The following is a 21,951-nucleotide window of genomic DNA, read 5'->3' as shown; positions in this document are numbered from 1 at the left end:
ATGGGGAAAATTCGCAAACTCGATGATCAACTCTCTAACTTAATTGCGGCAGGGGAAGTAGTAGAGCGCCCTGCTTCAGTCGTAAAAGAACTTGTGGAAAATTCTATCGATGCGAATAGTACATCTATTGAAATCCACTTAGAAGAAGCTGGGTTATCGAAAATTCGCATTATTGATAACGGTGATGGCATTGCAGAAGAAGATTGTATCGTCGCTTTTGAACGCCATGCGACGAGTAAAATTAAAGATGAAAACGATCTGTTTCGTATAAGAACACTTGGTTTCCGTGGTGAGGCATTGCCGAGTATCGCCTCAGTTAGTGAATTAGAATTAGTCACTAGCACAGGTGATGCGCCTGGTACACACCTTATCATTAAAGGTGGAGACATTATAAAACAAGAGAAAACAGCGAGCCGAAAAGGAACAGATATTACGGTACAAAACTTATTCTTTAATACACCAGCGCGTCTTAAATATATGAAAACCATTCATACAGAGCTTGGGAATATTACAGATATCGTGTATCGTATTGCAATGTCACATCCAGAAGTATCGTTAAAACTATTTCATAATGAAAAGAAATTACTTCATACATCTGGAAATGGTGATGTAAGACAAGTACTTGCAGCGATTTACAGCATTCAAGTTGCGAAGAAGCTTATTCCAATTGAAGCTGAATCTTTAGACTTCACAATTAAAGGCTATGTAACATTACCAGAAGTAACGAGGGCATCTCGTAATTACATGTCAACGATCGTAAATGGTCGTTACGTTCGAAATTTCGTATTAATGAAAGCTATTCAGCAAGGGTACCATACATTACTGCCAGTTGGACGATACCCAATCGGCTTCTTATCGATTGAAATGGATCCAATGCTTGTTGACGTTAACGTACATCCAGCAAAATTAGAAGTTCGTTTTAGTAAAGAACAAGAGTTGCTAAAGCTTATCGAAGAGACATTGCAAGCTGCATTTAAAAAAATACAGCTCATTCCAGATGCAGGCGTAACAACGAAGAAAAAAGAAAAAGATGAAAGTGTACAAGAACAGTTCCAGTTTGAGCATACAAAACCGAAAGAACCACAGATGCCGAACATCGTTTTACCGACTGGTATGGATGAAAAACAAGAAGAACGAACAACCGTGAAACAGCCACCACAGACTTGGCAACCGCCGAAGCAAGAATGGCAACCTCCACAATCGCTAGTAAGAGAAGAACAAAGTTGGCAACCATCTACTAAACCGATAATCGAAGAGCCAATTCAAGAAGAGAAATCGTGGGATAGTAATGAAGAGGACTTTGAGTTAGAGGAATTAGAAGAAGAAGTTCGGGAAATAAAAGAGATTGAAATGAACGGGAATGACTTACCACCGCTTTATCCAATTGGACAAATGCACGGAACGTATATTTTCGCTCAAAATGATAAGGGCTTATATATGATTGATCAGCACGCAGCGCAGGAACGCATCAATTATGAATATTTCCGTGATAAAGTAGGAAGGGTAGCGCAAGAAGTACAAGAGCTCCTTGTACCGTACCGTATCGATCTATCTCTTACTGAATTTTTACGTGTCGAAGAGCAGTTAGAAGAACTAAAAAAAGTCGGTCTATTTTTAGAACAATTCGGCCATCAATCCTTTATCGTCCGCTCGCATCCAACGTGGTTCCCAAAAGGACAAGAAACAGAAATCATTGATGAAATGATGGAGCAAGTTGTCAAACTAAAAAAAGTTGATATTAAAAAATTACGAGAAGAAGCAGCCATCATGATGAGCTGTAAAGCATCGATTAAAGCAAATCAATATTTAACGAACGATCAAATATTTGCTTTACTGGAAGAACTACGTACAACAACAAACCCATACACATGCCCGCACGGAAGACCAATTCTTGTGCATCATTCTACTTATGAGTTGGAGAAGATGTTTAAGAGGGTTATGTAGGGTTGTTAATAAAATAAGATATTAAAAGGGAGTAACAGTAAAGAGTTGCTCCCTTTTAATATGTAGAGTTAATTGTTAAATGAGAGTATGGTGAAGTGATTTTACAGTTTATTCAAGTTTGAGTAAATCATACTTAAGGCTGTAAGTAGTTTATTTCTAGGATAAGGCAGCTTTAATGTATCTATGTATAAAAAAGCGCTGTATATCAGCACTTTTTAAAGGTACGTGAGTTGTATAATAAAGATTTATACATTATTTAAAACGTAACCATGCATGGTCAAAATGAGGAACTATGTGATTATTTATTTTTATTATTATTAATTTTTTCAGTATATAAAACTTGCTCTTTATAATGCTTCTTAATTGGGAAGTTATGTGTATCTGTGCCATTTTTGAATTTTTTATCAATGGGGTTCTTTAGGGGAATTGTTGTAGTTTCTGTAAATTCATAGGGGTAATTTATTTTAGATTTATCTTCAAACATGAAAATGCCTCCTTTGTAGGATTTCCTAAATTCTTTACTATAACATGATATGCATATACATTTTTTCGGACTAGTTATTTATATAGGTTAGTGGAATTTAATTACAAAACTACTGAAATATTTTAATGGAAAACAATTCGAGAAAGATATTGTATGAATAGCCGTTAACTACTTTTGTTGTTTTTAAGTTATCGTGATGTATTTAAATTCTGAAGGTACGTGGCATATAGGTTCATCTAACAATCATTATGCGAGGTTTTTTTATTTGTCAGTGAAGTAAATATTGCATATATATTCGTTATAGATTGTTTTTATAATGTAATTTATATGGGGTTTTCCTGATAATATAATGTGAAATATTATATTGTTATTAGGTTATTAGGAACATTTAATGTTGTTTCATAACTGAAAGCGAATTGAAAAAGAACTGAAACTTTTCTCATAAAAATTCAATCTTACTTGAAAAATGAAAGGAAAATGAAATTTTCCAAAAGAAATTCTTTGTTAAGATAAAAAGCATACATAAAAAAAGTATTGACATATCTTAAAAATGTATTTTCAAGATATAGTGGGGGAAAAGATGAGAATAGAAAAACAATTAATAAAAAAGATGTATTATGAAACATTCCTAATGGAGAATGAAACAAAACCACCTCTTGACGTACTTGGGGAAGTTTATGTAAACGAAGAAAAAAATGAGATTTCCGATGGGTCTTATATTCGTTTTGCACAAGGTGAATTTTATTATCACCATCAAGATTTTGAAGCAGCTATTTTCAAATGGGAGAAAGTTGGCAATGAACTAGCGCCATGGGCACAAAAAAATATTGCGGATGCTTACTTTGAACTGAACCGATTATCAGTTGCTGAAAATGTTTATACTTCCATTACTACTGATAATAAAATATTGATGACCGAAATTGGACTACAATTGCTTTCTCTTTACATCGAGCAAAATAATTTTGACTCAGCTTTCGCTGTTATTAAAGAAGCAGTTTCTTTAAATCCCGATTATCCGAATGTCACAAAAATTGCCCGTTCTTTTTATGAGGAACAGCAAGATTTTGATAGTGCAGTAGAGCTTGCTGTGAATGAGCTGGTTCGAACAGAATCTTATCCTTGGTTTGAGGTGCTAAAAGGATATATCGATAAAGGATTTACTAAAAATATTTCACCAGACTATTTTCATGAAGTATTAGTTACATTAAATCATGTAGATCAAGTGCAATTTACACAAATTGTTTCATCACTTTGGAACAGTTATAAAAATGAACAAAATTACTTATTATGGCTTAACACAATAAATGAGTTTTTCTTACATATCGAAATATATTCGTCCGATATATGGGACAAAATTTCTTCTCTTTACGAAGAAACGTATTTTGAATTAATTCAAGGTCAATATATGCTTAGACAATTACACGATATCATTCCAAATCTGTTAACAAATTGGTTAAAGGTAGTCAATCCGTCTCATGCTGTATTTCCATCAGCAGCTGTATTGGCATGGGATGAGATTTTCCCTTCCAAAATAGATTCAGCAAATATAAAAAATGCAGAAAACCTACTGTTATATTCTATTAATCATGTGGATGGCTTAGAGTATAGTTTACATCTTTTTGAATCTATTACACAGTGGGCACAAAAGCATGATATAGAAATGGGTCACCGATTTAGATGGTTAGTTAGCGAACTTGCAGATTTAAGAACAAATCGTATTTTAGTTACGGGCACTTCAGGAAACGGAAAAACTGCATTTATTAACTCTATATTAGGAGAAAATATATTAGAAAACTCAATTTCAAATGTAGTGGTTTTAAAAAATGATGCTCATACAGAAATTAACGCTATAACAGATTCAGCAATTACAACAACTGAGAATTTCTCTGATTACCATGATATGATGTCTTTACACCACCAAACGTATAGAGATAGAGCGTGTGTTGAATTTAAATTACCATGCAGATTTTTAAGTAAAAATAAACTTACATTTGTAGTTACACCTGGCTTTAATAGAAATAACGACACTAGAGATGAAATATTTGAATATCTAAATTCTGCAGATGAATTATTGTTCGTATTGAATGCGGATTCACCTTTTACTGACAAAGAACGTGACATTCTATTAAGCATTCAAGAACATACACCAAATCTACAAATTCATTTCTTATTAAATAAAATCGATAACATTTACAGTGAAGCAGAAGTAAAAAGAGTTTTACATGATACGCAAGCGAGAATAAACGCGTATTTCCCGCATGCGAGACTTTTCCCTTACTCTTCGTTATATACAAGTAGTCAACAACTAAATGATTTAACTGAGTTTATTCGTTTTAACTTTAACTATAAAAATATCGATGCAGATCGTACTGAAAAGCTATTGTTTTTCATTCGAAAAGCAATTACATATCTTTTAGATAAACGCGTTGAGAAGGAAAACAATTTAGTGGATGTTATGAATTGGAATGAAGATATGTTAGTTAAACTAAATGGTAGTATTAATAACCTTACTGCTTTTGAGAGGGAAAAAATTCATATCATTACAGAATCATATCGTACAATGAAAACTGAAATTACGAATGATCTTACTGAACATATTCCGAAGCTATTGCAGAGTTGTTCTGATTTAATCAGTGAAGAAAGCGATTTTGGACACATTGATATGGAACTAAATACAGCGATGAACGAAAGAGTACACAAATATTTAGAACAAACTGTATTACCTAATTTTGCTCGTTCCATGCAAAATTGGATTGAAACTTCTAATAATGAGTTACTTCAAAGTCAATCACACTTAGAAGAACTCAGTGAAGGACTTAATTCTTTATTTGGAGAAAATCGAATACAGTTAGAATGTGACTTTAAAGTGCTGGATGACTGGCGCAGAGATACTGATAGAATGACGACTAGAATACAAATGGAAGAAGTAAATATTTTACGCCGATTTACGCCAGCACAATTTTTACTGAAAAGTGCCGGTAAATTATTTGGGGTTCTTCCAAAGAATAGAGCTATGCTATATAACAAATATAAACAGTATATAGAAAATGAAGATTATACAGAAGTAACGGCTTCTATTATGAAGAAATTTTTCTTGCAATTTGAGCTGTTTGAAAACACACAAGAACGGGATATTAATATGTTCTTTAGAAATCCATTTAACTCCTTGAAACAAGCTGTAGAAAATACTCAGTTAGAAATACAAGAAAAACAAGAGATATTACATAAAATGAAATCAAATCCTGAAGTTTATCATGATTCTATAAAGCTCTTTGAATTGAGATTACGTCAATGTGAAGTAATATTAAATATAGGTGAGTATAATGCCTATACAGATTTAAATTTAGAAACAAGCATAGAATAAACGTAAAACAACTCCAAAATATACAATGAAAGTGGATTTTGGAGTTGTTTTTTGTTTACATCCGTATGATAGGTCAGGTCTTTTTTATATTAAATTGCATCATGTGTTATAAGAGAGTAAAAAGGGAGCAACCGTAATGAGTTGCTCCCTTCGCATATATAGATTATTTTTCAGTTTCTTTAATTTTAGTTTTTACTTCGCCAGTTTTCATTTTATTACTTTCTGAGAAACGTAATAAATCGCCTTCAATAATTTTGTCAGACATTCGTAATTCATTTTGTGCACGGTTAATTAGTGCTTGAGCTTCTTTTTTTTGTAAATCTACAATTTCACCTGTTATGCGGTCATAAAAAGTGTTGTTTTTGTATGCATATTTGTCTGTAACGAAGCTACCATCACGTAAAACAACAAATCCGGTATATTCATCTGAAAACATATCATGACCAAAACGGATATCGTTCGTAGTATCAACCCCTAATAAATTTAGAATAGTAGGTTTCACATCGATTTGTCCCGTAGGCTTTGAAATAGTTTGACCTTTTGTTTGTCCAGGGATATGAATATATAAAGGTGTACGTTGTAAATTTAAAGTATCAAATTCTGTTATTTGATCTTTTTCTAAAAACTGCGCCATTGCGCGGTTATGTTTTTCAGAAATGCCATAATGATCACCGTATAATACAATAATAGAATCGTCATAAAGTCCCTCGGCCTTTAAACGCTCAATAAAGTTTTTAATGGATTCGTCTAAGTAACGTGATGTTACGATGTAACGATCAAATACGCCATTACCAGAGTTATATGGTTCAATGAATTTTGTATCTTCATCATACGTAAATGGATAATGGTTTGTTAAAGTAAGGAAACGAGCGTAAAAGGGTTGGTCAACAGTTTTTAATATATCTACTGATTGATCAAAGTACTCTATATCTTTTAATCCCCAATTTAAATTTGTTTCGGGCGTAATTTTGTAATCAAGTTCATTATAGTAACGATCATAACCAAGAGCAGAGTACATGATATTACGATTCCAAAATGTTGCGTTATTCGCATGGAATACAGAAGTGAAATAACCTTGCTCGCGTAAAATTTCTGGAGTCGCAGTATAATCGTTATTACCGTGTGTGAAGAATACAGCTCCTCGATTTAATGGATACAATGACGTATCAATTAGAAATTCAGAATCGGATGTTTTTCCTTGTCCAGTTTGATGGAAAAAGTTATCAAAGTAATAGCTTTCATTTATGAATTCATTCAAGAATGGCGTAACTTCTTGGCCATTGACTGATGCGCCTATTAAGAAGGTTTGCAAGGATTCAAGAGTAACGACAATTACGTTTTTTCCTTTCGCTGAACCAAACATATTAGGGTTTGGTTCACTTTGGTTTGCCTTTACGTAGTTTTCTGTTTCTTGTAATTTGCTACTATCAGCAAGTGCCTTTTGTGATCCTGCTTTTACTTGCAGCGTTAAATCATATATTTGGTGAGTATATAGTCCTAAATTTTTGACAAGCATTACTCGGTCGAAGGATCTCGTTAATAATTCAGGGCGTTCTTTTTCTGCAAGATGTAGATTTGCAGAAAATATAGCAATCGTTAAGACGAAATATAACAAGCGTGTAGAATGAGTTACACGTTCTGTTTTAAAGACCAATGTTTTCTTTTTTAATAAAATAAAGAAGAAAATAATGTCTACGAATGCGAGTATAATTTTGTAGTTAAATATTTCTATAATACTACCGCCTAATTGGCCAAAGTTTGATGTTTGTCCAAGTACTGGTAACGTAACGAAATCACTATAAAAATCATAGAACATTACATTTCCGACAAGTACGATCGTTAATAAGAAATTAATACATAGTGCTATATAATTTCGTTTTTCACCAGTTGCAAATAATGCTAATCCGACAAATGCTAACGATGCAGCGAGAGGGCTAATAAACAAAATAAGCTCTTGTGTAGAAGACTCAATTTTTAAATCAAAACTGAATCTTGTAATAAGATATGTTTTTAACCATACCGCTAAAGCAATTATTAAAACAAAGCTTATATTTTGCATTTGTAAATTTATTTTATTCTTCATTTTTACACCTTCTTTATAAAATTTATTTAACTAAGGTTATATGTTATATTTTTATAACTATTATAGTAGGATGAACCATTTAAATTATGTTTTCTAATAGTAATAATTTACAGTGTTCATATACATACAATGGAGAATTTTAATGCGAAGTAACATAAATTTAATAGAAAAAGTCATATTTGTAGTGAAAGTGACTTATAGACATCCTAACATATTAAACACTATGATGATGTTACAAAATATCGAACAAATGAAAGTGAAAAGGAATAGATGATTTTTAAACTATTGACATTCAATTAGTTGGAATTTAAATAAAAGGTGAATTTAAAGTAAACGGTTATATGAATTAGTAGAAAACTACATTCTACATAGAATGTAGTTTTTCATGTGTTTTTAATATACCCCGTAAAAGCCTGATTCTTTGTGGATTAATCATTAGCGGGGGAGGGATAATAATTTCGTTAAAGCTATTATTAGATAAGTAAAGTGTTGGTGAAACTTAAAACATTTGAGTGTATCTTAATTAAAGAGTTTAAATACCTGATAAATATTTTCCAACATACAGACCACTTGCAGCTGCTTGAGATAATGAATGAGTGACGCCTGAACAATCGCCGATTAAAAATAGCCCATTTATACTTGTTTCAAAATGGTTATTAATCTTTACTGTTGGAGCATAGAACTTTCCGTCAATTCCATATAATAAAGTATCTTGATCGATAGGTTCTTGGATAAATTGTTCTAAACGTAATAAAAATTCTTTGAGTCCTTCAATATATAATGGAGGAATTTCTTTATTCAAATCTCCATAATCTCCGTGTAGTGTAGGTTGTATACGATTATGTTTCATATCTTTTTCCGCAGTAGGTTGTTTCTTTATTAAGTCCTCTAAGCGTTGTATAACAATCCGATCTCGTCCTTGGTTAATGCCTTTAATAATTGAGCTTGCATATACATTTGCTTCTTTGAGAGTTGGAAAATAGCGCGGGATAAACAAAGTGAAATTTAAGTTAGGAGTATCAGTTCCTCGCTCTCGAAAATTTTGGCCGTCAGGCATAACTAAACCTTCTTCGTACTTTCGAATAATGCGCCCTTTTGGATTCATACAGTAAGTAGTAGCTGTGTAATGTTCATGCTCATAAGAAAGTTTTGTCTCAAATGTATCTTTTAATATAGAACGTAATTGATGTTCTTTCATTTCTACTCTAATACCTAAATCTACACGTGTTTGCTCCTGAGAAATATTTAGAGAAGTGCACATTTCTTTTAACCAATCCGCACCAGAGCGCCCCGTTGCAAATACTAGTTGCTTAGAATGAACGATTCCTTGATTTGTTTCTATGTTAAAATGATCTTTCTGTTTCATAATATGTTGTACATCTATATGAAATTGGATATTTATTTTCGTAAGTAAAAATTCATAGAGCTGCTGAAAAATGTTACTGGAAAGTGTAGTACCAAGATGTCTTACTTCGGTTGTTAACACTTGTAAATCGCATGCTTCAGCTCTCTTAGTCAGATTTACATTTTCTGTAGAATATTTTGAAACGGAACTTCCACCAAACTGACATAGAATTTCATCTACTTCAGCCATGAGTTGCATAAAACCTTCTTTACCTACTTTTTGCTCGAGTTCGCCTCCAAAGCCATTTGTATAATTAAATTTCCCTTCAGACTTTCCTAAGCCACCAAAACCGAAATATTTATCACATGTGTTACAGTTACACGTTTTCCTTTGATCTAAAGGACAATTTCGATATTCTAGCGGTTTACCTTTATCAAGAATTAAAATATTTTTGTTACTTTTGGCTAATGAATAAGCCATAAAAATGCTGCTCACTCCAGCGCCGATAATTGTAACATCATACATATTCTTTCACCTGCTAACGAATAGTTTGTTTGCTATTTTCCTAGTGTATAACACTTTTATGAAGTTAAGAAATAGCTTTCTTGAATAAAGAGAAAGTTTTTGAACCTTATACTTTTTTAATTTCTCCGAGTGGTGGATTAAATACAAACGTTTTTATTTGAAAGGAGATATGGTTTTAAATAATCACTTTGTCATATGATTAATAAAAGCTTAGATATAGAAAGAACAGACCTTTTAAGTAAAGAGGTCTGTTAATCATTTGAAATAGTTGTTAAGTGCATAAATCTGAAGGGGATTATAGTTTTATTTAGCAAACACATGATTACCGATTACTGCTACTGTTTGACGTGTCGTAATCCATTTGCTTGTTGATGTTTTTGGATTGTAGAAATAAAGCCAATCAGAATGTATTCCATTTGTGGAGATAGCTTCTTCTACAGCCATTTTTGCTTCTGCGCTTGCAGGCTGATTAATTCTTCCATCTGTAACAGGAGTAAATGCATATCCGTGTTTAATAGGCTCATAAATAACCCCTGTAATTGTATTTGGAAATCCTTTTGCATTTACACGATTCAAGATTACTTTCGCTACAGCTACTTTTCCTTTATATGATTCGCCACCTGCTTCTGCAGTGACTAAGCGTGCCATTAAGTCTTTTTCTTTTTCCGAAATACTTGAATTGATTTTTAAATGTTGTCCTGTATAAAGCTTGTTTCCGATTGTGTTGTTGATTTGTTTTATAGATTGAACGGTTACATTATAACGCTTTGCTATAGTTTCTAATGAATCTCCCGGCCGTACTTGATAAATAATTTGTCCAGAAGTGTTCACAGGTTTTTCATTTTGATGAACAGAGACCTCATTTGATTTCATAGATTCTGGAATATGTAACTGTTCCCCGATAAAAGTTTGATCGTTTCCTTTATGATTTGCTTGTTTAATGGATTGTATTGAAACTCCATATTGTTTACTAATGCCCCAAAGTGTATCATTCTTTTTTACTGTATGTATGGTGGAAGCATCGGCTACGCTTTGATTACATACGAATGTAATTGCTGCTGCAGATAAAGGAATTATATGTTTTATTTTTAATAATTTCATTGTAAATCCTCCTAAAAAATTAAGGTGTAACTGTTGATTGATATGGATCAAAATGTATATATAATATTCGGATGTAATTATATTAACATATATGAAATAAACAATCATTATAAGTTTTATATATGTGCAATTTAGAATCCGAATATGAAATATTGCATATGAAAATACATTGAAGTTCATATTTCTGATTACTATAATCTATTTAGTAGAAAGGTAATATGTTATAAAAATAAAATCATTATATAATTATATAGTAATTAATAATTATTAATTGGAGGATTGATGTAATGAAAATATTTCAAAGAATATGCGCTTCAACTGTAATCATTTCAACATTTTTAGGAATAGGGGGCATTGTCAATACTGTAAATGCTGATTCTATAGAACAGCAGAGTAAATTAGGGATAGAGCAAGAAACAAATAAGCAAATCATTGTAAAATTCAGAGCGGATTTAAAATTTCCATATGAAGATGGTATTGAAAAACAGATACAATCTCAAACGAATGATAAAGTACTAGAAGATCTTTTAGCAGAATATCCAGATGTAACATTTACACGTTTATTCACATCTGTAAGTCCAGAACAAATACAAAATCTTGAAGTGAAAGCACCTAATAATGTATCTACAAGCTTATTAAACTACTATATTCTTCAAACCAAAAATGGTGGGCATGAAGAAGCATTAGTAGATAAGTTAAAAGCATCTTCTTTAATAGAAGATGTGTATATTAAGAAACAAGAAAAAATAACGCCGCCTGAAGTGCGACCATCATATGTATCCCTTAACCCTAATAACAATCCTAGATTTAAAAAACAAGGCTATCTTGAAGCAGCGCCATACGGTATTAATGCACCTTTCGCCTGGGGAGTTCAAGGCGGTAATGGAAATGGTATAACTTTTGTTGATATGGAATATGGATGGCTATTAAATCATGAGGATTTAGTGCATCAAAACATTGAATTGATGTCTGGAAGAAATATAGATCAGCATGTCGGGCATGGGACATCTGTCCTAGGAATTGTTTCATCTGAAGATAATGAAGTTGGGAATATTGGGATTGCGCCAAAAGCAAAAGCAAAGGTGATTTCTCAAATAAGAGATAACGGACAGTATAATACAGCTGATGCAATACTAAGTGCTGTAAATCATTTAGAAGCTGGGGATGTTTTATTATTGGAGGCACAAGCATCCTTTGATGGATATGGTGATAAATATTTACCAGTTGAAGTACAACCAGATATCTTTGATGCAATTCGTGCTGGTACAGATAAAGGAGTTGTAATTATAGAGGCTGGAGCAAATGGTTGGAATGATTTAGATCAATTTAAAGATAGAAATGGTAAACAAATTTTAAATCGTAATAGTAAAGATTTTAAAGATTCAGGTGCAATTATGGTAGGAGCGGGCTCTTCATCTTTCCCTCATGAACGTATGTGGTTTTCGAATTATGGAAGCCGTATTGATGTGTACGGCTGGGGAGAAAACGTAGATACAACTACAGCTGAGCAAAGTAGAAGTGCTGTAAATCTTTATACATCCAGCTTTAGTGGTACATCTAGTGCTTCGCCTATTATCGCCGGAGCAGCGACTTTAGTACAAAGTATTGCTAAAGAGCATGTAGGACAACCATATAGACCGAGTGAACTAAGAACGATATTAAGTAACCATAATACTGGAACGAAATCTAAAGATCCAAATTTAGATAAAATTGGTGTTTTACCAGATTTGAAGTCTATACTAGTAAACTTAGGGTATGAACGAAGAGAACCGAACGGTGGGAATGAGTTACAAGTAACAGAAAATGAACCAAATAATGAACCTAGACAGGCAAATAAAGTTAACTTTCATACACCAATGAAAGGAACACTACATAATAGTGATAACGTAGATGTATTTACTTTCCAAATTGACTCACCAGAAAATATTAATATTTCTCTACTAAATGAAAAAAATATTGGAATGACATGGGTACTTCATCATGAATCAGATTTAAACAATTATGTAGCATATGGTGAAAATGAAGGGAATGTAGTTAAAGGAACCTATAATGCAAAGCCAGGTAGATATTATTTATATGTCTATAAGTATGAGAATAAAGATGGTTCATATGTATTGAATATAAAATAAGCGAAAGGAACTTCAGATGAAGTTCCTTTAAATTTTTCTAATTCAGGATATGTGAATGATTTTCAAATTTTATTTCTATGCAATATTTCATATTTGTGAAATGTTATTTATTTTTTATTCACTAGCTTATATCATATTCAATAAGTTTGATATAAAAACAGAAAAAGAGAGGAATAATAATGAGCAATAAGAAGTTTATTTTGAAATTATTCATATGTAGCATGATATTTAGCACATTTGTATTTGCTTTACATGATAAGCAAGTAGTTGCAGCTAGCTCTGTTAATGAGCTTGAAAATTGGTCAAAATGGATGCAACCTATACCTGATAACGTACCGTTAGCACGAATTTCAATTCCAGGAACACATGATAGTGGGACGTTCAAGTTGCAAAATCCGATAAAGCAAGTATGGGGAATGACGCAAGAATATGATTTTCGTTATCAAATGGATCACGGAGCTAGAATTTTTGATATTAGAGGGCGTTTAACAGATGATAATACGATAGTTCTTCATCATGGGCCATTATATCTTTATGTAACACTGCACGAATTTATAAACGAAGCGAAACAATTTTTAAAAGATAACCCAAGTGAAACGATTATTATGTCTTTAAAAAAAGAGTATGAGGATATGAAAGGGGCGGAAAACTCATTTAGTAGTACGTTTGAAAAAAATTATTTCCTTGATCCTATCTTTTTAAAAACAGAAGGAAATATAAAACTTGGAGATGCTCGTGGGAAAATCGTACTACTAAAAAGATATAGTAGTAGTAATGAATCTGGAGGATATAATAATTTTTATTGGCCAGATAATGAGACGTTTACCACAACTGTAAATCAAAATGTAAATATAACAGTACAAGATAAATATAAAGTGAGTTATGATGAGAAAGTAAAATCGATTAAAGATACGTTAAATGAAACGATTAATAATAGTGAAGATTTTAATCATCTATATATTAATTTTACAAGCTTGTCTTCTGGTGGTACAGCATGGAATAGTCCATATTATTATGCATCCTATATAAATCCTGAAATTGCAAACTATATGAAGCAAAAGAATCCTACAAGAGTAGGCTGGATAATTCAAGATTATATAAATGAAAAATGGTCACCATTACTTTATCAAGAAGTTATAAGAGCCAATAAGTCACTTATAAAAGAGTAAAGATGGTGATAGTAAGAAGCGATGAAATACGTCGCTTCTTTTTTATTTTCTAAAAATTAACATTAAATATAGTTTTACATATCGTACGTTCATGATAGAAAAAAATCGAAACTTACGCTATAATTACACATATGAAATTTGTACCTATAAATTTCATATGTAGTAATGAATTTGATTTATCCCACATTAAAGGGCAATAAGACTCCCACCTCAAAATTCGGCGAATACGAGGAAGTTAGGCGGGAGATAACTGCCCGTAAAAGCCCGATTGGTGAAGGCTAATAATCAGTGGGGGATGAACAAAACCCCCACTGATTAAAGTTTCACTTTATTGTAATGAAATGGAGGTATATACGATGAAGTTTTCGCATGATTTTTTATTCGGGGCTGCTTCAGCTTCTTATCAAGTAGAAGGTGCATGGAATGAAGATGGAAAAGGTGTTACGAATTGGGATGAGTTTTCAAAAATCCCTGGCAAAACATACAATGGAACAAATGGTGATGTAGCTGTTGATCATTATCATCGATATAAGGAAGATGTTCGCTTAATGGCTGAGATGGGATTAGAATCGTATCGTTTTTCTATTTCTTGGGCGAGAATATTGCCGACTGGAGATGGAGAGGTAAATGAAAAAGGAATAGAATTTTATAACAACTTAATTGATGAATGTCTAAAACACGGGATTGTACCGTTTGTCACTTTATATCATTGGGATCTACCATTACCCTTAGAAAAAGATGGTGGATGGACAAATAAACGAACAGCAGAAGCTTTCGTAAAGTACGCAGAGATTTGTTTTAAGGCATTTGGTGATAGAGTGAAACATTGGATTACTTTTAATGAAACAGTAATGTTTTGTGGATTAGGTTATTTAAAAGGTGCACATCCACCAGGAATACAAAATGATGTTCCAAAGTATTTTCAAGCAACTCATTATGTGTTTTATGCACATGCAAAAACAGTTGCAGTGTACAAGCAATTGAAACAATATGGAGAGATTGGTATCACACATGTTTTCTTGCCTGCTTATAGTGTGGATGATCAAAAAGAAAATATACTAGCAGCAAATCATGCGAATGAGTATGAAACGTATTGGTACTATGATCCAGTTTTAAAAGGTGAGTATCCGTCTTATGTTGTACAACAATTAAAGGAAAAAGGATGGAATCCTAATTGGACGGTTGAAGAATTAGAGGTCATTAAACAAAACGCTGAAAAAAATGATTTTATTGGCTTGAATTATTATCAACCGATACGAGTGGAAAGATACGATATGGATATAAAGAATGAGGAACATTCTCGAGAAAACTCCACACTTGCTCCAGGTAATCCTTCTTTTGATGGATTTTATCGAACAGTTAAAATGGATGATAAAACATATACAAAATGGGGATGGGAAATATCTCCCGAAGGTTTCTTAGATGGTTTACATATGTTGAAAGAGCGTTACGGTGATATAAAGATGTATGTGACAGAAAACGGACTTGGTGATGAAGACCCAATCATTGATGGAGAAATTGTAGATGTTCCGAGAATTAAATTTATTGAAGAGCATTTAAAAGTATTGAAGCGTGCAATTCAAGAAGGGATTAATTTAAAAGGTTATTATGCATGGTCTGTTATTGATTTATTAAGTTGGTTAAACGGATATAAAAAGCAATATGGCTTTATTTTTGTCGATCATAATGATAACTTAAGACGTAAGAAGAAACTTTCGTTTCATTGGTATAAGCATGTGATCGAAACGAGAGGAGAAGAGTTATAACAGATAAAAGAGTAATCTAGGAGAAAGTGTATGTGTGCAAAGTATAAACAAATTGCTGATGTTTTAGAGCAAAACATTCGAGATGGACTTTTTAATGAAACGAAAAAATTACCTACAGAAGAAGCATTGATGAATCGATTTGAAGTAAGTCGTAATACAATACGTAAAGTAATTAGTCAGCTTGTGAATAGAGGCTATATTTTTCAAGTGCAAGGTAGTGGTATGTTTTTACGCGAAACTTCTGTAACAGACTACATTAATTTAGGTAGTTTGCGTGGTTTAACGAAAAATCTCGTTTCACAAAATATTGAAACGAAAGTGTTAGAGCTTGAAGTAATAGATGCGAACGAAGAAATAGCAAAGCGGATGCAATGTGAAGCTGGAACTAGGCTGTATTTTTTGAAGCGCTTAAGAATTGTAGATGGGAAACCATTCTCTATTGAAGTAAGTTATTTCAAAAAGGATATTATTCCATATTTGAATGAAGAAATAGCATTAAGTTCTGTGTACAGTTATTTCATTGAAGATTTGCGACTAAATATTGGCTTTGCTGATAAAGTTATTAGTTGTGAAAAAGTAAATAAAGAAAATGCACAGCTTTTAGAACTAAATGAAGGTGATCCGGCGCTTCTTATTGAAAATACAGTTTATGTTGTAAATGGAACAATTTTCGAGTTATCTCAATCGATGTTTCATTATGAAAAGACCAAACTTTTAAATCGGATTAATTTTAAGTGAAAATGAATATTATTATCCTTGTAAAAAGCAACTGGTCCTAGGAGATCAGTTGCTTTTTATTTTGAAGTGGATGAGCAAAAAAACACGAAAGTGGTTGGTCCGTTTTTTACAAACATCTATTATGATAAGAGAAGAAAGGTAGTATTTTATGTAAGTTCTTTCTTAAAATAGACTGGCCTTAGAGAGGTGAAAATACAATGAGTTTTGCAATTTTATTAGTTGTTATTATTGTAATTGCATCGCTATTTGGAACTGTACTAGTTGCACGAAATGTGGAGGAGAATTATGGTAAGTCTACAAAAAGAAATGTGAAAAATTTATCCGCTATTTATATTCTCCTACTTTTCGTTCTACTTGTTGGGGTAACGTGGTATGCGGTAGTGATTTAATAGCTTTTTAAAGGAAAAGGCCAACATTTTATGCCGTAGCTTTTTCAAATAATCGTGAAGCAGAAATAGGACCCAAAAATTTTAAAAATGAAGTAAAAGAATATATTCCGAAAAAGTTAGAAGCATTACGAGCACATGCATCACAATTTGCGACTAAGGTAATAGAACTGAAAAGAGAGTATGAAGATGGTGTCTCGGAAATAGTTGAGTGGTTAGAAAGAGAGCCGTTTTGGATATATCTATTTAAGGATAAGAGGATGTGACTGATTCATACTATTGTTACAGTGAATACTATTATAAGTGAATATAGGATAGTTCGTTTTGAGAGGAGGGAACTAGATGGAATGGAAACCAAATCGTGCAGATGAGACACCTGTTTATAAACAAATTGCTGATTATATTGAAAGAGGCATTTCTTCAGGTGAATTTCCGTCTGATAGTAAGTTACCTTCTGAACGTATGTTAGCAAAGGAATTACAAGTGAACCGGAGTACGGTAGTAGCAGCATATGAAGAATTAAAATCACTTGGGGTAGTAGAACGGAAAAAAGGAAGCGGAACACGGGTGAATACAGACATATGGGGTGTGTCACATAAACGTATACCGAACTGGGGGAGGTATGTTGAGGATGGATCGTTCTTACCTAATGTACCACTTGTTCAACAAATCCGAACGGAAACACAAAAAAATGATTTAATTAATTTAGCGAGTGGTGAATTATCATCAGAATTAATTCCGAGCGATAGATTTCGAACGATTTTGTCGGAGAAAACATTTATGGAAAACCTCGGTTATGATCATCCACTTGGAAATGAGATGTTGAGAAAAACAATTGCAGCACATGTTCAGCAATATAAACAAATTGAAGCAGATTCAAATTCTATTCTTATTACATCTGGAGCTCAGCAGGCACTTAATCTTATCGTTCAATGCTTATTAAAACCTGGCGATGCGATTGCGATTGAGGATCCTTCCTATTGTTTCTCGCTTCCGATGTTTAAATCCGCTGGCTTAAAAATATTCCATTTACCAGTTGATCAGCACGGAATGAATCCAGATGATTTAATTGATTTGCATAAAAAGCATCGCATACGCATGGTGTTTTTAAATCCAGATTATCAAAACCCAACTGGAACTGTGCTTTCATTAGTAAGACGTAAAAAGATTTTAGAACTATCTTCTGAGTTTGGTATACCGATTGTAGAAGATGATCCATATAGTTTGACTTCTTTTAATGGAGAAGTGAATCCGACATTAAAATCGATGGATCCAAATGGTAATGTTCTTTATATAAGTTCACTATCAAAAATTGTTGCGTCAGGATTACGTATTGGTTGGATCATTGGCCCGACACGAGTGATAGAACGACTAGCAGATGCGAAGCAGCAAGTTGATTTTGGCCATAGTGTATTTACGCAGTGGGTAGCAAATCAATTTTTGGAATCGGAAGATTTTCATGCACATATTGCAATGCTTCGTGAACAATTGAAGGAAAGAAGAGATGAGCTAATTAGAAGGCTTGAAGAAATATTAGGGGACCGAGTTGAATTTTTTGTTCCAGAAGGTGGAATACATGTATGGTGCAAAGTGCAAGGAACGTTTGATGAATATCATTTATTAGGTGAATCTATACGAAATGGTGTAGCATTTGTCCCGGGAAGTGTTTTAGGTTCTAAAAATGAATATATTCGTTTTACTTTTGGGAGAGTAAATGTGGAGCAAATCCAACTTGGAATTACGAGGTTTGCGGAAACGTTAAATGAGATTTCATAATAGTGATGCACGATATTGAAATGAGGGAAAGAAATGAAGTACGTGACGCTGTTACTTCAAGTAGGCGTGCTATATGTATTTAGTTTAGCTGGTACGTGGATTCAGGAAGTGTTCCATCTATCGATGCCAGGAAGTTTAATAGGGATGTTAATGCTGTTCCTACTCCTTTCTACTCGTATTTTACGATTAAAGTGGTTTGAGTTAGGGGCAGAAAAATTAATAGTATTTTTACCGTTATTTTTAATCCCTTCGACAACAGGGTTAATGGAATACGGATCTTTTCTTTTAGGTAAGGGGAGTGTTATATTCCTTTTAGTTGTTGCAAGTACGGTGGTAACATTGATTGTTTCAGGGTATATAAGTCAATTGTTAGTAACATCAAAAAAATAAAATCGACAAGGTGCGCTATTCAAATGGTCTTAATTATTATTACTGTAGTAATATATGTATTTGCGACAAAGCTGTATAAAAAATATACGTTTCCATTTATGTTACCGGTATTAACAGTTACAGCAATTATGATTTGTTTATTTCTGATGTTTGGCATTTCTTATCATGAGTACAAGGAAAATGGTGGGGACGTTCTTTCAGGCTTCTTGAGCCCTGCAATTGTAGCGTTAGCCATACCTCTATTTAAAGAGCGAAGGATACTTATGAAAAACTTTTTATCGATACTTAGCGGCGTAGTGATAGGTATAGTGGCTTTAATAAGTATGAATGTAGTGATTGGTGGAATTTTAAATATAGATAAGGAGTTTATACTAACAACTCTTCCGCAACTAGCGACAATGCCAATTGCTATTTCATTAGCGGATCAAATTGGTGGTATTCCATCTATGACTTCTAGTTTTGTAGTTGTTGCAGGAATAACAGGTGCTATTATCGGACCAACAGTACTTAAGTTTTTTCGTATAACAAGTACGATTGGAAAAGGAGTTGGGATGGGCTGTGCATCACATATTATCGGTGTGAGTCGTCTAGTGAAGGAAGGCGAGAAAGAAGCGACTATCGGTTCGGTAACGATGATTGTAACAGGAATACTCATTAGTATAGTAATACCTTATGGAACGAAATTTATATTTTAAGAATTGTAATAAGAAGTATAATACTATTTATTTGAGAATGTAATGGAGATGATAAAAGTGACAACTTGGTTTATAGTTACATTATTTATTTTTGGTGCCCTTAAAGTACTAGTTTCTAGTATGCCAACTTCTGTTGTAGAATCTATTATTAGTAGATTTGAATTACATCAAAAACTTGATGAAGAAAGTACTACTGTATCGCTAGATGGAAAAAATATAGAGGGCGAAATGAAACTTCAAGTTATAAACGACTTTAATAAGGCTTTATATTTAGATAAACATTATTTTCCGCCGCACGGTGAAGGGATGCCGATAATTATTGAAACGAAGAAAGGAAAAAGGACAATTACATTATCAATATATAGTTATGAAGAACATGTTGATGTAATAAAGCAATATAAGAAAAAAGTTGTTGCCTATCGTTTACGATCTAAAAGTCTTCAAACTTCTACACCATTAGCAATAACTGAAGAGTATGCTTAAGGAGAGACCTATAATGGTCTCTTTATTTTTGTATCCAATTGTATACTCTCCAAATAAAAGAAAGGAAAATTATATAACCAAATAAAGAATATATATGGTCCCAATCTGCACTATGTACAAATAAGCCTAACTCCTCAGCAATCTGTTCAAAAATGCTAGCGCAAATACCTATTGAAATAATAAATAGACTTCTAGAAATTGCAGATAATGTTTTTGAGATTTGTATGAAAATGGTTGTTAAAATCGGTAGTACCAATAACGTAAAGCCAATGTTAACTGAAAATATGGATGGGAACGGTCTAATCGGAAAGGAATATATTTGTTTCGTAACAAAAAAAATATCTAAGCAAGTTCCGATAATAGAAGAGAGGCAGATCGTAACTATTAATGCTAAAACATTATTCTTCTTCTCGAAGGAGGACATTTTTCTTTGCGAGAATTGCCAACTCAATTTTTTCGAGTGTTTTACAGTAATCTTCTGTAATTTGCCCAAGTATATTTTCCTCCTTATCAGTTAAATAATGTATCACTTGCCAGTCGTTAAACCAATCTTCATGCTCAGTTTCTTCATGTTTCATATTCTTCCATGCGTAAATAAGTGCAGGACTATATATACGATAGGAATCATTCTTTAATTGGCAATTTTTTATTCTTCGTTTATAAAACGCTCTTGAAAAGGATTCGTTTACACTTGAAAATAAATGTGGCCAATAATCTTTTCGTGAACCTGTATGAGGATGAGTATTTGCCCAATGTACAACTTGAGATAAAATATGTTCATTATGAAATAGCAATGTGTATAATCTTTTTCCAAGTAAAATTCGTTCATGTAGTGAAGTGAAGTGTTTCATTGTATCACCAATTAGTAATGTTTTCGAGGGCGTTTTACTTTCATAAAAGGGAAAAAGGATATGATTGAACTGAAAGAAATCAAATAGTTTAAATCCAATGCTATTTAGTACACTTTTTTTAAAGTGTGTATTTTGTATTACTCTTTTTTCTAAATAGTTTTGCTCGTTAATAATAGTTGCAATTGCTAAAATTTTTTTGTTTCCAGTTTTCCAAAAAAAATTCCACATCGTTTCCATAAATGTGGAAACATTGAGGTGAGGGAGAAGATGAAAAAGATTTTTGGATTTTCTTAAGCTTTGTTCATATAGCAAAAATTGTGGGTATACATCTTGAAAAATAAGCCAATTTCCTCGTTCTAAAAAAGAAAAGAAAGTAAATTGATCTTTCTCAGATAATAGCTTCGTATATAAGTCCCCTTTTAAATCGGTCATGTTCCAACCACCATTACGTGATACCATATGCCCGAGCAATGCCCAATGTATTTCAGGGTATTTTCTATAAAATTGAAAGTAAGCACGTGTTCTTGTTACATTATTTTGATTTAATAATTTGGTTTGTTCTTTAATTGTATGTAATAATATTTTTTCCTCTTTCGAAAGGGTGTAAAGGAAGTTATTTGCGTTGGTGCATTTTTGTATTAGCTCATTTTTTATAGAGAAGAGGGACAGAGGTATGTTTTTGTAAAGTTTATTATTTTGATTGTCGTAGTGCATATCATTCC

General features: G+C 32.7%; 17 protein-coding genes and 1 pseudogene. 12 read left to right on the top strand and 6 right to left on the bottom strand.

Translation table 11 applies throughout. The features are described from left to right. Positions 1 to 1,944, top strand: coding sequence for a DNA mismatch repair endonuclease MutL (gene mutL / locus ACQKNR_RS01465; protein WP_427314868.1), 1,944 nt, complete (start codon positions 1 to 3; stop codon positions 1,942 to 1,944). 298 nt (positions 1,945 to 2,242) lie between these two features. Here mutL and ACQKNR_RS01460 read toward each other — a convergent pair whose 3' ends face one another. Next, positions 2,243 to 2,428, bottom strand: coding sequence for a hypothetical protein (locus ACQKNR_RS01460; protein WP_070144549.1), 186 nt, complete (start codon positions 2,426 to 2,428; stop codon positions 2,243 to 2,245). Positions 2,429 to 2,978: 550 nt separating this feature from the next. Here ACQKNR_RS01460 and ACQKNR_RS01455 point away from each other — a divergent pair. After that, on the top strand, positions 2,979 to 5,792 hold the full coding sequence (locus tag ACQKNR_RS01455) for a dynamin family protein (protein ID WP_427314866.1): 2,814 nt from the start codon (positions 2,979 to 2,981) through the stop codon (positions 5,790 to 5,792). 163 nt (positions 5,793 to 5,955) lie between these two features. Here the strand turns inward: ACQKNR_RS01455 and ACQKNR_RS01450 are convergent, their stop codons facing one another. The 3 genes from ACQKNR_RS01450 to ACQKNR_RS01440 form a co-directional block, all read right to left on the bottom strand. Beyond that, positions 5,956 to 7,875 (bottom strand): LTA synthase family protein, encoded by a 1,920-nt coding sequence (locus ACQKNR_RS01450; RefSeq protein WP_427314864.1) that lies wholly within the window; start codon positions 7,873 to 7,875, stop codon positions 5,956 to 5,958. Positions 7,876 to 8,407: 532 nt separating this feature from the next. Continuing rightward, a complete protein-coding gene (locus ACQKNR_RS01445; RefSeq protein ID WP_427314863.1) occupies positions 8,408 to 9,745 on the bottom strand; it encodes an NAD(FAD)-utilizing dehydrogenase in 1,338 nt (445 codons plus the stop codon). 303 nt (positions 9,746 to 10,048) lie between these two features. Continuing rightward, the gene (locus tag ACQKNR_RS01440) at positions 10,049 to 10,846 is read right to left on the bottom strand and encodes a cell wall hydrolase (RefSeq protein WP_427314861.1); all 798 of its coding nucleotides are present in this window, start codon (positions 10,844 to 10,846) and stop codon (positions 10,049 to 10,051) included. Between the two features lie 287 nt (positions 10,847 to 11,133). Here ACQKNR_RS01440 and ACQKNR_RS01435 point away from each other — a divergent pair, with 287 nt between their 5' ends. From ACQKNR_RS01435 to ACQKNR_RS01390, 10 genes and pseudogenes are all read left to right on the top strand, one after another. Beyond that, positions 11,134 to 12,975, top strand: coding sequence for a S8 family peptidase (locus tag ACQKNR_RS01435; RefSeq protein ID WP_427314860.1), 1,842 nt, complete (start codon positions 11,134 to 11,136; stop codon positions 12,973 to 12,975). A gap of 179 nt (positions 12,976 to 13,154) precedes the next feature. Beyond that, the gene (gene plcA / locus ACQKNR_RS01430) at positions 13,155 to 14,144 is read left to right on the top strand and encodes a phosphatidylinositol diacylglycerol-lyase (RefSeq protein WP_427314858.1); all 990 of its coding nucleotides are present in this window, start codon (positions 13,155 to 13,157) and stop codon (positions 14,142 to 14,144) included. A gap of 356 nt (positions 14,145 to 14,500) precedes the next feature. Beyond that, positions 14,501 to 15,910, top strand: a complete 1,410-nt coding sequence (locus tag ACQKNR_RS01425) for a glycoside hydrolase family 1 protein (protein ID WP_427314856.1) — start codon at positions 14,501 to 14,503, stop codon at positions 15,908 to 15,910. 30 nt (positions 15,911 to 15,940) lie between these two features. Next, entirely contained in the window at positions 15,941 to 16,648 is a 708-nt protein-coding gene (locus ACQKNR_RS01420) for a GntR family transcriptional regulator (RefSeq protein WP_427314854.1), read from the top strand. Between the two features lie 197 nt (positions 16,649 to 16,845). Then, positions 16,846 to 17,037, top strand: coding sequence for a hypothetical protein (locus tag ACQKNR_RS01415; protein ID WP_193409948.1), 192 nt, complete (start codon positions 16,846 to 16,848; stop codon positions 17,035 to 17,037). 14 nt (positions 17,038 to 17,051) lie between these two features. Then, positions 17,052 to 17,300, top strand: a pseudogene (locus ACQKNR_RS01410) (bacillithiol biosynthesis deacetylase BshB2); the annotation flags it as partial. 76 nt (positions 17,301 to 17,376) lie between these two features. Next, positions 17,377 to 18,810 carry a PLP-dependent aminotransferase family protein gene (locus ACQKNR_RS01405; RefSeq protein ID WP_427314852.1) on the top strand — a complete coding sequence of 478 codons (1,434 nt, stop codon included), beginning with the start codon at positions 17,377 to 17,379 and terminating at the stop codon, positions 18,808 to 18,810. 33 nt (positions 18,811 to 18,843) lie between these two features. After that, positions 18,844 to 19,200, top strand: a complete 357-nt coding sequence (locus tag ACQKNR_RS01400) for a CidA/LrgA family holin-like protein (RefSeq protein WP_427314850.1) — start codon at positions 18,844 to 18,846, stop codon at positions 19,198 to 19,200. A 23-nt stretch (positions 19,201 to 19,223) separates the two neighbouring features. Continuing rightward, positions 19,224 to 19,895, top strand: coding sequence for an LrgB family protein (locus tag ACQKNR_RS01395; protein ID WP_427314848.1), 672 nt, complete (start codon positions 19,224 to 19,226; stop codon positions 19,893 to 19,895). Positions 19,896 to 19,952: 57 nt separating this feature from the next. Beyond that, positions 19,953 to 20,378 (top strand): YfmQ family protein, encoded by a 426-nt coding sequence (locus tag ACQKNR_RS01390; protein WP_427314846.1) that lies wholly within the window; start codon positions 19,953 to 19,955, stop codon positions 20,376 to 20,378. A 22-nt stretch (positions 20,379 to 20,400) separates the two neighbouring features. Here ACQKNR_RS01390 and ACQKNR_RS01385 read toward each other — a convergent pair whose 3' ends face one another. Together ACQKNR_RS01385 and ACQKNR_RS01380 are read right to left on the bottom strand one after the other, a co-directional pair. Next, positions 20,401 to 20,802, bottom strand: a complete 402-nt coding sequence (locus ACQKNR_RS01385) for a CBO0543 family protein (RefSeq protein WP_427315792.1) — start codon at positions 20,800 to 20,802, stop codon at positions 20,401 to 20,403. Next, a complete protein-coding gene (locus ACQKNR_RS01380; RefSeq protein WP_427314844.1) occupies positions 20,777 to 21,943 on the bottom strand; it encodes a DUF2515 domain-containing protein in 1,167 nt (388 codons plus the stop codon). Before ACQKNR_RS01380 ends, ACQKNR_RS01385 begins: the two co-directional genes overlap by 26 nt. Positions 21,944 to 21,951: the final 8 nt, after the last annotated feature.

The sequence above is a fragment of the Bacillus sp. NPDC094077 genome (genome assembly GCF_050279465.1).
Classification (GTDB): Bacteria; Bacillota; Bacilli; order Bacillales; family Bacillaceae_G; genus Bacillus_A.
This window is presented reverse-complemented; position numbering and strand designations above follow the sequence as displayed.

What these genes read in the sequence shown, in the direction of transcription:
- ACQKNR_RS01440 (WP_427314861.1), bottom strand. Translation starts at nt 10,846, where the DNA reads ATGAAATTATTAAAAATAAAACATATAATTCCTTTATCTGCAGCAGCA.
- mutL (WP_427314868.1), top strand. Translation starts at nt 1, where the DNA reads ATGGGGAAAATTCGCAAACTCGATGATCAACTCTCTAACTTAATTGCG.
- ACQKNR_RS01435 (WP_427314860.1), top strand. Translation starts at nt 11,134, where the DNA reads ATGAAAATATTTCAAAGAATATGCGCTTCAACTGTAATCATTTCAACA.
- ACQKNR_RS01460 (WP_070144549.1), bottom strand. Translation starts at nt 2,428, where the DNA reads ATGTTTGAAGATAAATCTAAAATAAATTACCCCTATGAATTTACAGAA.
- ACQKNR_RS01420 (WP_427314854.1), top strand. Translation starts at nt 15,941, where the DNA reads ATGTGTGCAAAGTATAAACAAATTGCTGATGTTTTAGAGCAAAACATT.
- ACQKNR_RS01425 (WP_427314856.1), top strand. Translation starts at nt 14,501, where the DNA reads ATGAAGTTTTCGCATGATTTTTTATTCGGGGCTGCTTCAGCTTCTTAT.
- ACQKNR_RS01445 (WP_427314863.1), bottom strand. Translation starts at nt 9,745, where the DNA reads ATGTATGATGTTACAATTATCGGCGCTGGAGTGAGCAGCATTTTTATG.
- plcA (WP_427314858.1), top strand. Translation starts at nt 13,155, where the DNA reads ATGAGCAATAAGAAGTTTATTTTGAAATTATTCATATGTAGCATGATA.
- ACQKNR_RS01415 (WP_193409948.1), top strand. Translation starts at nt 16,846, where the DNA reads ATGAGTTTTGCAATTTTATTAGTTGTTATTATTGTAATTGCATCGCTA.
- ACQKNR_RS01455 (WP_427314866.1), top strand. Translation starts at nt 2,979, where the DNA reads ATGTATTTTCAAGATATAGTGGGGGAAAAGATGAGAATAGAAAAACAA.
- ACQKNR_RS01395 (WP_427314848.1), top strand. Translation starts at nt 19,224, where the DNA reads ATGGTCTTAATTATTATTACTGTAGTAATATATGTATTTGCGACAAAG.
- ACQKNR_RS01400 (WP_427314850.1), top strand. Translation starts at nt 18,844, where the DNA reads ATGAAGTACGTGACGCTGTTACTTCAAGTAGGCGTGCTATATGTATTT.
- ACQKNR_RS01405 (WP_427314852.1), top strand. Translation starts at nt 17,377, where the DNA reads ATGGAATGGAAACCAAATCGTGCAGATGAGACACCTGTTTATAAACAA.
- ACQKNR_RS01450 (WP_427314864.1), bottom strand. Translation starts at nt 7,875, where the DNA reads ATGAAGAATAAAATAAATTTACAAATGCAAAATATAAGCTTTGTTTTA.
- ACQKNR_RS01385 (WP_427315792.1), bottom strand. Translation starts at nt 20,802, where the DNA reads ATGTCCTCCTTCGAGAAGAAGAATAATGTTTTAGCATTAATAGTTACG.
- ACQKNR_RS01380 (WP_427314844.1), bottom strand. Translation starts at nt 21,943, where the DNA reads ATGCACTACGACAATCAAAATAATAAACTTTACAAAAACATACCTCTG.